Origin of the sequence: Mycobacterium sp. 1465703.0 (assembly GCF_001672975.1) — a bacterium.
Taxonomy (GTDB): Bacteria; Actinomycetota; Actinomycetes; order Mycobacteriales; family Mycobacteriaceae; genus Mycobacterium.
The window spans coordinates 1-11,265 of sequence record NZ_LZKU01000193.1; the positions used below are offsets into that span (position 1 = coordinate 1).

The following is an 11,265-nucleotide window of genomic DNA, read 5'->3' on the forward strand; positions in this document are numbered from 1 at the left end:
CGGCGCCGTGCACGTCTCGTCGGTCCCGCCGGTGTCGGGCAAGTTCTACTGGATGACGCCGACCCAGCTGCGATGGCGCCCCATTAGCTTCTGGCCCGCCCACACCGCGGTCACCGTCGACGCGGGCGGCACCGTGTCCACCTTCCAGACCGGCGACACGCTGACCGCTACGGCCGACGACGCCAGCCACCAGCTGATCATCAGCCGCAACGGCAGCGTGGAGAAGACCTTCCCGATGTCGATGGGCATGACGTCCGGCAACCACCAAACGCCCAATGGCACCTACTACGTGCAGGACAAGAAGGCGTCGGTGGTGATGGACTCCTCGACCTACGGGGTGCCGGTCAGCTCGACCTACGGCTACAAGGTGACGGTGGAGGACGCGGTCCGCTTCGACAACGTCGGCGACTACGTGCACAGCGCGCCGTGGTCGGTCGATGACCAAGGCAAGCGCGACGTCAGCCACGGCTGCATCAACATCAGCCCGAGCAATGCCAAGTGGTTCTTCGACAACTTCGGTCCGGGCGACCCGATCATTGTGAAGAACTCCAGCGGCGGCAACTACAAGAAGAACGACGGCTCCGCCGACTGGATGAACTGACCCGCAGCAACAACGCAAGATCGCCCATCTCCGATTCGGAGATGGGCGATTTTTCGTCTGTGCACCGGGCAGGCGAACCGGGAAAGGACTTCCGCTTGCCAGCCGATTATGTATAGCATCATACATACCCTTCAGGCCTGAGGAGCTGCAAATGCGTAGTCCACGCGAGCGGATGGTCGTCTCCGCCGCGCTGCTGATCCGCGAGCGGGGCGCCCGCGCCACCGCCATCTCAGATGTGCTCGAGCACAGCGGGGCGCCGCGCGGTTCGGCGTACCACTACTTCCCCGGCGGCCGTACGCAGTTGCTCTGTGAGGCGGTCGACTTCGCCGGTGAGCATGTCGCCGCCGTCATCGCCGGCGCGGACAACGGCCTGCAACTGCTGGACACCTTGATCGACAAATACCGCCGGCAACTGCTCGACACCGACTTCCGCGCGGGCTGCCCCATTGTGGCGGTCTCCGTCGAAGCGGGCGAGCAGCAAGACAGCGAGCGGATGGGCCCGGTGATCGACCGCGCCGCGGCGGTTTTCGACCAATGGTCCGACCTGATCGCCGCGCGCTTCACTGCAGACGGCATCCCGCCGGAGCGGGCCGGCGAATTAGCGGTGCTGGCCACCACTGCGCTCGAGGGTGCGATCGTGCTGGCCCGGGTGCGCCGCGACCTGACGCCCCTTGATGTCGTCCACCGCCAGCTGCGCGAGCTGCTACTGGCCGCGTCGTCCAATCAGGAACCCGGAAAGGACAGCCCGCCATGACCGATGAGTGGCAATCCAGCGCATGCATCCTCTGTGAATGCAACTGTGGCATCATCGTTCAAGTCGAAGATCGCCGGCTGGCCCGCATCCGCGGCGACAAGGCACATCCAGCATCGCAGGGCTACACCTGCAACAAGGCGTTGCGGCTGGACCACTATCAGAACAGCCGCGCCCGGCTTACCTCTCCGCTGCGCCGCCGTGCCGACGGCAGCTACGAGGAGATCGATTGGGACACCGCGATTGTGGAGATCGCCGAGGGCTTCAGGCGCATCCGCGACAGCTACGGCGGAGACAAGATCTTCTACTACGGCGGCGGCGGCCAGGGCAACCACCTGGGTGGGGCGTACAGCGGCGCCTTCTTGAAGGCGCTGGGCTCTCGCTACCGGTCAAATGCGCTGGCGCAGGAGAAAACCGGCGAGTCCTGGATCGACGGGCAGTTGTATGGCGGACATACCAGGGGCGAATTCGAACATGCCGAGGTGGCGGTGTTCGTGGGGAAGAACCCGTGGATGTCGCAGAGCTTCCCGCGGGCCCGGGTGGTGCTCAACGAGATCGCCAAGGATCCGGCCCGTTCGATGATCGTCATCGACCCCGTCGTCACCGACACCGCCAAGATGTCCGACTTCCACCTGCGGGTGCGGCCCGGTACCGACGCTTGGTGCCTGGCCGCGCTGGCCGCCGTCCTGGTCCAGGAAAACCTGTGCGACGAAGCATTTCTCGCCGAGCACGTGCGCGGCGCCGATACGGTGCGGGCCGCGTTGCGCGAGGTCCCGGTGGCCGGCTACGCGCAGCATTGCGGTGTCGACGAGGAATTGCTGCGCGCGGCGGCGCGGCGCATCGGCACCGCGGCCAGCGTCGCGGTGTTCGAGGACCTCGGGGTGCAGCAGGCACCCAACAGCACGTTGTGTTCCTACCTGAACAAATTGCTCTGGATCTTTACCGGGAACTTCGCGAAACAGGGTGGGCAGCACCTGCATTCGTCATTCGCGCCGCTGTTCGGCCAGTTCTCCGGCCGCACGCCGGTGACCGGCGCCCCGATCATCTCCGGACTGGTGCCCAGCAACGTGGTGCCCGAGGAAATCCTCACCGACCACCCGGACCGCTTCCGGGCCATGATCGTGGAAAGCAGCAATCCCGCTCACTCACTGGCGAACTCGGCCGCTTGCCGGGAGGCTTTCCAGGCGCTGGAACTGATGGTCGTCATCGACGTCGCGATGACCGAAACGGCCAGGCTCGCGCACTATGTGCTGCCCGCCGCCTCTCAATTCGAGAAGCCGGAAGCCACCTTCTTCAACCTGGAGTTCCCGCGTAACACTTTTCAGCTGCGCCGCCCATTGATGCAGCCGTTGCCGGGAACCCTGCCCGAACCCGAGATCTGGGCGCGGCTGGTGCGCGCGCTCGGCATGGTCGACGATGCGGATCTACGCCCCTTGCGCGAGGCCGCTCAGCGGGGCCGGCAGGCCTACACCGAAGCGTTCCTTTCCGCGGTGTCCACCAATCCCACTGTGGCGCAGCTACTTCCGTATGTCCTCTACGAGACGCTCGGACCCACGCTGCCGGACGGATTGCGCGGTGCGGCCGCCCTGTGGGGCCTTGCCCAGAAGACCGCCCTGAGCTACCCCGATGCGGTGCGGCGCGCGGGGCACGCCGACGGCAACGCGCTGTTCGACGCGATCCTGGACAACCCGTCGGGGGTGACGTTCACCGTGCACAACTACGAGGACGACTTCGCGTTGATCAGCCACTCCGACCGCAAGATCGCGTTGGAAATCCCGGCGATGCTAGACGAATTGAAAACGCTGACCGGTACCCCGCCCCGGTTGACCACGCCGGTCTTTCCGATCGTGCTGTCGGTGGGGGAGCGGCGCGCCTATACCGCCAACGACATCTTCCGTGACCCGTCCTGGCGCAAGCGTGATGCCGATGGTGCCCTGCGGGTCAGCGTCGAGGATGCCCAAGCCCTGGGACTGGTCGACGGCTGCCGGGCTCGGATCAGCACGGCGGCCGGCAGCGCCGAGGCCACCGTCGAGATCACCGAGACCATGCTCGCCGGTCATGCGGCCCTGCCCAACGGGTTTGGGCTCGACTACATCGGTGACGACGGCCGCACCGTCACTCCGGGTGTCGCCCCGAACATGCTCACCTCGACCGAATGGCGCGATCCCTATGCCGGCACGCCGTGGCACAAGCACGTACCCGCCCGGATCGAGGCCTGCGGACCACGTCGTCGCTGATGACGCCCTCGGAGCGATCTTCGCGCCGACAAATCGCCGCAGCTGTCCAATCCGTGCCTCAGGTGCACGCGGTTTGGTCAGGGCGAACGATCGCCTTGACACCGTACCGGCAGATTCCGCACCTCATCCGCCGAATTGCCTAGTCAGACGCGAGTAGGACGATGGCGCGGTCGGTTTGGCGGTCATCGCCGCTGGAGTACTCCGTAACCGCCTGGACCGCAACCTGATTGAAGGCGCGTGGCCGAGGGTATACGCGCGCGACTGTGCACCCGTCGCTACGATGGCGGGCGGGGCCGTTTGAGGCGTACCGAGGCCAAAGGGAGAAATGTGAGTGTTCTGGACGGGATCCTCATCGGGGTCCGTGAAGATCTAGAGGAGCGTAAGCGGACGACGCCGCTGGCGGAGTTGCGGTCACGAGTCGCCGACATGGCTCCCGCGCTCGATCCCCTTCCGGCCTTCCGCTTGCCAGGGGTATCAATCATCGCCGAGGTGAAGCGCAAGAGCCCAAGCAAGGGCGCGCTTGCCGACATCCCCGATCCTGCGTTGTTGGCGACCCGGTATGCGGTAGGTGGCGCGGCGGCCATCAGCGTGCTGACCGAGCGACGTCGCTTCGGCGGGTCACTGGTCGACCTCGACGCGGTACGGTCCCACGTCGATATACCCGTCCTACGCAAGGATTTCATTATCGAGCCCTACCAACTTTGGGAAGCGCGCGCGCACGGCGCCGACCTCGCACTGTTGATGGTCGTGTCGCTCAGCGACACTCAGCTGGCTGAATTGCTCGGGCTGTGCGGCGAGCTGGGGCTCACGGCCCTCGTCGAGTCGCACACGGCCGAGGAAGTCGGGCGTGCGGTCGATTCCGGTGCCGAACTTCTCGGCATCAACGCCAGAGACCTAACGACACTGAAAGTGGACCGCTCCGTATTCGCCGAACTTGCGCCGCTCATCCCAGAAGGTGCGGTTCGGGTAGCGGAGTCAGGGGTGTCGAGCCCGCAGGATGTCGCCGAATACCGCGACTGGGGTGCCGATGTGGTGCTAGTCGGCGAGGCGCTGGTGCGGTCAGGAGACCCGCAGACAACTGTCCGAGAATTCATCGAGGCAGCGAACACGCCCGTCCCACGCTCCTGATCCGCGCCACCTGGGGCCGGGATATCCCCGCCAGTCCAGACACGTGCGGGCCCAACCCGCCATCGCACAACGCAAAACTGGGCTACGAACCAGTCGGGATCGACCCGCTGGTGACCTGGAACGTCGTCAACTGTCAGGTGAGGAACTAGCGCCGTCAGTCCTGCTGTCGTACCGGTAGGGCGATCTGACGCGGCGCGGGGCCTCAAAGGCGGCTCGGGGCTCCACTCGCTTTCGTCCGACAGGCCCCGCGCCCAGGTCAGTTCAAGAGCTTTGCGGCACGGTACAATTCGCGGATATTTTTCTATGGTCAACTTGGGCGAGCCAACGAGGCGCATTACAGCCAGCGCCGCGCACGTCAGATGCCAGTTCACACTTCATCCGCCATCGCGTGATGCCCGCGGTATCGGCACACCGAGATCGCCTCCGGACCGCGATCTTTTGCGCCAACGGCTTGCTTGGGAGTAGGCACCATCATGCCCACCACTTCGAGTTTTGCATCTGGCAGAGGCACCGAGCGCCGCATGTTTGCGCCGTCAGTGTGGGTGTGAGCGCCGCCGTCGAGATGCTGCCTTCGTTGCATAGGTTTCGACCGAGTGCCGGCCCACCCCAGTTATTCGCGGCCGTGCAAGGTTACGGTGCGGGCTCGCATAGATCCGCGTGCTGGGCGGCCAGTAGCCAATGTCGCTGACTCTTAGGCAGACCAGCGGTCGGTGCGACGGATGAGCGTGAGAAAGCGGCCTTCGAAATAGTTTGTCGAGGCAAGCATTTGACGGGCCTTCCGGCACAGTCCGGATGCGGCGGGCGTAGGCGACGCGGTCGGGCATGTCGTGTGGATGGTCGATGGCGTTGGCGAGAGCGAATGGCCCTAAATCCTCTGCCGCCGCCATGAAGTCGCCCCAATCGGCGGGGCAGGCGCTAACCGTCGCTGCCTGAAATCTGCGCCCGAGAACAGCAGGCCGCCACTGCCAGGCTGCGGCTAGCGGAGTGTCATTCGTGGTGGGCGCCCCACCGGGAAAGAAACGCCTTGAAGGCCTCGGTGCGGGCTGACCGTTCGCACGCCGGACAGCGAAATTCCCTCGCATGCCGACTGCTGCGACGTCACGACATCTGATCCCGCCGCTCAAATGGTCGGTTCGGAGGGCTGTTTGTCCCCGGCCCGTTGCGCCATGGCCTTTCTGCCAAATCCGAAGTAGGCGCCGACGAGGATGACCCCCCAGACGGGCAGGGCATACAGGGCGACGCGGTTGCTCGCATCGAAGCCAAGGAGGACCGTCACGAAGGCGAGAAAGACGAGGACCGCGATGCACAACGGGGTGGCGAAGGGCAGGCGGAAGGGGCTAGCCAGTCGTTCGCCGCGGGCAATCTTTCGGCGGTATGCCAGGTGGCAGCAGATGATGATCCCCCAGCTCCAGATGGCGCCGAGGGTAGCGATGGACGCGATGATGGTGAAGGCGCCGGCAGGGGTGATGTAGTTGATGACGACCGCGATTATCATGAAGCAGCCCGATGCCACGATCGCGACCGCTGGGACGAATCTAGGGCTCGTCTTGCTCAAGAACGCGGGGGCGATGCCGTCTTCGGAGAGACGTTTGAGCAGGCGGCCATTGCTGAACAGACCCGAGCTGCACGCGGACAGGGCAGAGGTCAGGACGACGAAGTTCATGGTGCCGCCGACAGCAGGGATGCCAATCTCGGCGAAGGCTTGCACGAAGGGGCTCCGGCTGGCGCTGAACGTGTTCCATGAGAACAGCGACGTCAAGACCAACAGCGAGGCGACGTAGAAGATGCCGATCCGCCAGGGGATCGAGTTGATCGCCTTCGGGAGGACGGTTTCGCGATTTTTCGCCTCGGCGGCAGTCATGCCGACGAGTTCGACGCCTTGGTAGGAGAAGATGACGATCTGAAACGCCAGGAGGACGGCGAGCAGACCGTGGGGTGCCAGGCCGCCGTGGTTGATCAGATTGGCGGGAGTGCCTGCTTCACCCACCTGGCCGATGCTGAACATCATCGCCAGGACGCCGCCGACGACGAGCGCGAGAATGGCGGCGATCTTGATGCCGGCGAACCAGAATTCGGCCTCCCCGAAGGCGCCGACCTGTAGCAGATTGAGCAATACCAGCAAGGTGAGCATCACCAGAGCGGTCAACCATTGCGGGATCGCAGGGAACCAGTAGTTGATGTAGATGCCGGCCGCGGTGAGCTCGGCCATGCCGATGACGGTCCAGGTGATCCAGTATCCCCAACCGGTGATGAAACCGTAAGCGGGACCGAGCAGTTCTCGAGCGTACTCGGCGAAGCTGCCAGCGACCGGTCGGTAGAGCAAGAGTTCGCCGAGTGCGCGCATGATAATGAAGATGAACACGCCGGTGATCGCGTAGACGACCGCGAGGGCTGGACCGGCCTTTGAGATGGCTTCACCGGCACCGAGGAACAGGCCGGTACCAATCGCGCCGCCGATGGCGATCATTCGGATGTGTCGTCGGTTGAGCCCCTGGTGGAGGCCCTCTTCGGTCAACGTCGGACCAACGCCGGGAGAGGTGGTGCTCATCGGTGCTTGCTCATCTTTAACAACCCTCGATATGAGTGAATGCAGCTGCGCCACAGATGTTTTCTTCACGGTGACGTATTGATGGTGAGGGTGGGAGATGAGAAAGGTGGGGGACTACCCGGTGTGTGGCGGATTCCCAAGCCCCACGCATCGTCCTGGATCCAACGGGCTTCGACGCTGCGGACTATGTGACCCCGCCTGCCCGGATGGCTGGGATGACACCGCGCGGCGTGGCCGTCCACACCCAACACCGCTGCAACTCTTCGGGAGTCAGCGCTTCGAGGACCTCAATGGTGTTGGCCATGGGCGGCACCAAGTCGGGCCGTGCCATCGCACCGATCTCCAATGCGTCGATGCCCAAGTCCAGCAGCACTCGTGCAAGTCCGACCTTCGTGTCCGTGTCGAGCAGCTTGCCCGTGATCTGCAGCCCGTCGCGCAAGATGACATCGAGTAACTGCACCGGGGCCGTCATGCGACCGGCTCGTCGACGCCGATAGGGCAGGTCTCCGGCCGCTCGATTTTGATGACTTCGGCGCCGAAATCGGCCACCAGGCGTCCCGCGGTCGGTGCGGCGATGTAATTGCCGAGCTCGAGAACGCGCATCCGGTCGAGCGGTCCTTTGGCTTCGTTCATTGCAACCCTCCTGTACCACATCGCGCACTGTAACCCACAATATGGTTAACAAACTCTTCCATCCTGTGACGAGAGCCGCTACAGTCAGGTTCTGTTGCTTAGCTCACAATGCAATTGATAACCCACGATGTAAGGAGCTGGCGCCGGAGCGATGAGCTCTCGACACCGAGTAAGGGCCCGTCAAATGACCACAGCACCGACCACGACATTGAGCGGAGACTCTGTCGGCGAGCAATTGGATCGCTTGCCGGTGGGGGCGGTGCACCGCAAGGTTGTCGTCGCGGTCGGACTCGGCCTGTTCTTCGAGATGTACGAGATCTTCTTGTCCAGCACTCTGAGCGGCACACTCACCCATGATTTCGGTGTGCGCGGCACCGCGCTCAAGCTGGTGCTGGCATCGTCATTCGTCGGAATGTTCGTTGGCGCAGTACTTTTCGGCTGGCTCGCCGACCAGGTCGGCCGCCGCAAAGCGTTCCTGCTTGGCCTGAGCTGGTTTTCGGCCTTCTCGCTGGCCGGCGCGGTTGCGCTGCCGCTGACCTTCTTGGTGCTTGCCCGATTCCTCGTGGGGGTGGGAGTTGGTGCCTTATATCCGGTAGCTGACTCCTACCTTGCCGACGTCTTGCCCAAGGAACACCGCAGGGGCGGCGTTGCCCCGCCGGTCATCGGGGTAAGGGAAGCAGTCCCGCGTCCGGATATCGATCTGATGATCTAGCAAAAGGGAGTTGCGAGATGTCAAGTGGTGTTGATGTGTTGCGGATGAACCCCGCCGAGGTTATCGATGCAACCCGGAAGCTCGACGAATTGGCGAGTAGCGCGGAGACACTGATGCGGGCTGAGCAGCCCAACCTGACGGCAACCGCCCCCGGCCGTGACGAGGTCTCTACGCAGGTGGCGTCGACGCTCAATGAAGTGCATACCGAATTCGGCAAGGTGTCCGACCGGGCGGCCCACGAGATCCGTGAAATCGCTACGACGTTGCGTGCACACACCACGAACATCGTTGCCGCAGAAGATGATTTCGCCGTCTGAGTGAACCAGCGTCGCTGCAGCACACGTTTTCTGAGCCGCGTCGGTATCGCCAGCGCACCGGTTCCGGAGGAAAGGAGGGCAGGCAGGCATGGGATTTACCAATGTGGCGTGGGAGTTGCGTAGCACAGAGCGGCTTGCGCGCGATCTCTCCGACGGCCCGGGATTGACGTCGATAGGTCAGGCGGGTGCGGCGTGGGTCCGTGTCGCTGATGAATGGACACGCATTGCCGCCGAATTCGGTGCGGTCGTCGACAAGCTCAAGGACTCGTTTTCCAGTCAGGGCGCTGATGCGGTGGTGCGCAAGCTCCAGGAGTTCGGTGCGTGGCTCGCCTCTGTCGCTGTGAGCGCAGCAGACAACGGGGAGCGGGCCGAGCAGGCCGCCGTGGCATATAGCGTTGCGGTGCTGGGGATGCCCAGTGTGTCGCAGGTGATTCAGGCCAAGACTGCCCATAATTTGATGGCGTCGCTCGCCGCCGATAACGGGACGGTCCTGACTGGGCAGTTCGCCGAGTTCGCCGAGGCGCTCGGTGCTTATCGGAACGCGGCGTCGGCGGTGATGTATCAGTACGAAGACGCGTGCAGCGGTGTTGGTGTGCCCTGGCCGCAGCCCGTTGTGCCCGATGCTGTCAACGGTGCGGCGCTCAGCGCCGAGCACGACGCCGAGACGGTCGAGGAACAAGTCATGAGTGGCGAGGCCAGTGGTGGTGGCGGCTGCGAGCGTGTTATGGCGGCACCGCTGGCGGCGTTTCGGGCCGCCGAGGTCAAGTCGAGCAAGACCGTGACGCATGCGGGCAATCGATCGGAGCCAGCGAAACCAGTGGCGCCGGTGTTCTACACCAACGCGCACAGTCCACCTCGAGCTACGGCCGTCTAAAGTCGCTGGCCAGGGCGGTGCGGGAGGGTTCTCTCGTGACCTCTCTCCCCGCTACATCGGATAGCGCCGTGGGGCAGGCATTACGCGACCACAGCAAATCGCCACAGGCCGCTGATTGCCGATGTTTAAAGTTGGCCTATACCACGCAATTTCGAGTAACGCGACGGCGGTTGCCGGTGTTTGTCGGCTGGATGTTCGTTGGCGGCAAATCCGCAGGTCGTCCGGGTGTGCCAGTGACACGCGGAGCGCCAACCAGGTGACTACATCTGGTCTGTCGGCGCCGGTTGAGTGTCAGTTCCAGATCTTGACCCGGCTGCCCGGCTCCAGGAACAGCGCACCGGTGTCGGCACCCTCGAAGGCATCGTAAAAGGCGTCCATGTTGCGCAGTACGCCGTTGCAGCGGAACTCCGGCGGCGAGTGCGGGTCCACCGCGAGGCGCCGAATGGCTTCCGCTTCACGGGATTTGGTGCGCCACACCTGGGCCCAGCCGTAGAACACCCGCTGCACGCCGGTGAGCCCGTCGATGACCGGAGCGGGCTGGCCGTTCAATGACAACTGGTAGGCCAGCAGCGCGATCGACAAGCCGCCCAAGTCGCCGATGTTTTCCCCGACGGTGAATGCGCCGTTCACGTGATGGTCGCCGGCCAGGCCCCGCGGAGTGTACGCGTCGTACTGCTCGATCAACGCCTTTGTCCGAGACCCGAATTCGGTCCGGTCGGCGTCGGTCCACCAGTCGACCAGGTTGCCGTCGCCGTCGTATTTGGCGCCCTGGTCGTCGAAGCCGTGACCGATCTCGTGGCCGATCACCGCACCGATGCCGCCGTAGTTCGCCGCGTCGTCGGCCTCGGGGTCGAAGAACGGAGGTTGCAAAATGGCTGCGGGGAAGACGATTTCGTTCATGCCAGGGTTGTAGTAGGCGTTGACCGTCTGCGGCGTCATGAACCACTCGTCCTTGTCCACCGGCCCGCCGAGTTTGGCCAGCTCGCGGTCGTGGTTGACGGTGTACCCGCGCAGGTAGTTGCCGTAGAGGTCGCCGCGGTCGATCACCAGCGTGGAGTAGTCGCGCCACTTCGGCGGGTAGCCGACCTTGGCGGTGAACTTCTCCAGCTTGGTCAGTGCCCGCTCCCGGGTCTGCGGTGTCATCCAGTCCAGATCGCTGATGCTCATCCGGTACGCCGCCTGCAGGTTGGCGACCAGCTCATCGATCCGGGCCTTCGCGCCCGGTGGGAAATACCGCTCCACATAGAGCTTTCCGACCGCGTCGCCCATTAGGTTCTCCACCAGCGACACGGCGCGCTTCCACCGGTCGCGGATCTGTTCGGCGCCGGTCAGCAGGCGGCCGTAGAAGTCGAAGTCGGCGGCAACCAGTTCGTCGGTCAGCCAGGAGGCGCGGGCACGCATCAACCGCCACCGCGCCCAGCTCTTCCATACCTCGAGGTCTTCGTTGCGCCACAACTCGGCGAA

The 11,265-nt window shown here is 64.3% G+C and carries 9 protein-coding genes and 2 pseudogenes; 7 read left to right on the plus strand and 4 right to left on the minus strand.

All coding sequences use genetic code 11. From position 1 onward, the window contains the following. The 4 genes from A5625_RS17910 to trpC all read left to right on the plus strand — a co-directional run. A partial coding sequence (locus A5625_RS17910) for a L,D-transpeptidase (protein WP_156748324.1) occupies positions 1–601 on the plus strand: 601 nt, incomplete at its 5' end. 151 nt (positions 602–752) lie between these two features. Then, positions 753–1,355, plus strand: a complete 603-nt coding sequence (locus A5625_RS17915; RefSeq protein ID WP_156748326.1) for a TetR/AcrR family transcriptional regulator — start codon at positions 753–755, stop codon at positions 1,353–1,355. Continuing rightward, complete coding sequence (locus A5625_RS17920) at positions 1,352–3,589, plus strand: molybdopterin oxidoreductase family protein (RefSeq protein ID WP_066996752.1); 2,238 nt, start codon at positions 1,352–1,354, stop codon at positions 3,587–3,589. The genes A5625_RS17915 and A5625_RS17920 overlap by 4 nt, the downstream gene beginning before the upstream one ends. Positions 3,590–3,916: 327 nt before the next feature. Then, positions 3,917–4,717, plus strand: coding sequence for an indole-3-glycerol phosphate synthase TrpC (gene trpC / locus A5625_RS17925; protein ID WP_066996755.1), 801 nt, complete (start codon positions 3,917–3,919; stop codon positions 4,715–4,717). Between the two features lie 1,120 nt (positions 4,718–5,837). Here trpC and A5625_RS17930 read toward each other — a convergent pair. The 3 genes and pseudogenes from A5625_RS17930 to A5625_RS28475 all read right to left on the minus strand — a co-directional run. Continuing rightward, positions 5,838–7,265, minus strand: coding sequence for an amino acid permease (locus tag A5625_RS17930; RefSeq protein WP_066996758.1), 1,428 nt, complete (start codon positions 7,263–7,265; stop codon positions 5,838–5,840). Between the two features lie 196 nt (positions 7,266–7,461). Beyond that, positions 7,462–7,737 (minus strand): annotated as a pseudogene (locus tag A5625_RS17935) (hydroxymethylglutaryl-CoA lyase); the annotation flags it as partial. 29 nt (positions 7,738–7,766) lie between these two features. Then, positions 7,767–7,898, minus strand: a pseudogene (locus A5625_RS28475) (CoA transferase); the annotation flags it as partial. 184 nt (positions 7,899–8,082) lie between these two features. Between A5625_RS28475 and A5625_RS17940 the strand changes: the two are divergent. The 3 genes from A5625_RS17940 to A5625_RS17950 all read left to right on the plus strand — a co-directional run bounded on the left by A5625_RS17940 (position 8,083) and on the right by A5625_RS17950 (position 9,801). After that, on the plus strand, positions 8,083–8,610 hold the full coding sequence (locus A5625_RS17940) for an MFS transporter (RefSeq protein WP_066996764.1): 528 nt from the start codon (positions 8,083–8,085) through the stop codon (positions 8,608–8,610). A 17-nt stretch (positions 8,611–8,627) separates the two neighbouring features. Next, on the plus strand, positions 8,628–8,927 hold the full coding sequence (locus A5625_RS17945; protein WP_066996768.1) for a PE family protein: 300 nt from the start codon (positions 8,628–8,630) through the stop codon (positions 8,925–8,927). Between the two features lie 88 nt (positions 8,928–9,015). Further along, positions 9,016–9,801 (plus strand): PPE domain-containing protein, encoded by a 786-nt coding sequence (locus tag A5625_RS17950; RefSeq protein ID WP_066996771.1) that lies wholly within the window; start codon positions 9,016–9,018, stop codon positions 9,799–9,801. Between the two features lie 291 nt (positions 9,802–10,092). Here the strand turns inward: A5625_RS17950 and A5625_RS17955 are convergent. Continuing rightward, positions 10,093–11,265: M13 family metallopeptidase (locus A5625_RS17955; RefSeq protein ID WP_304441894.1), on the minus strand; the 1,173-nt coding region annotated here is incomplete at its 5' end.

Excerpts from the sequence above, each read along its gene's own strand:
- A5625_RS17940 (WP_066996764.1), top strand. The coding sequence starts at position 8,083 with ATGACCACAGCACCGACCACGACATTGAGCGGAGACTCTGTCGGCGAG.
- A5625_RS17920 (WP_066996752.1), top strand. The coding sequence starts at position 1,352 with ATGACCGATGAGTGGCAATCCAGCGCATGCATCCTCTGTGAATGCAAC.
- A5625_RS17930 (WP_066996758.1), bottom strand. The coding sequence starts at position 7,265 with ATGAGCACCACCTCTCCCGGCGTTGGTCCGACGTTGACCGAAGAGGGC.
- A5625_RS17950 (WP_066996771.1), top strand. The coding sequence starts at position 9,016 with ATGGGATTTACCAATGTGGCGTGGGAGTTGCGTAGCACAGAGCGGCTT.
- A5625_RS17945 (WP_066996768.1), top strand. The coding sequence starts at position 8,628 with ATGTCAAGTGGTGTTGATGTGTTGCGGATGAACCCCGCCGAGGTTATC.
- A5625_RS17915 (WP_156748326.1), top strand. The coding sequence starts at position 753 with ATGCGTAGTCCACGCGAGCGGATGGTCGTCTCCGCCGCGCTGCTGATC.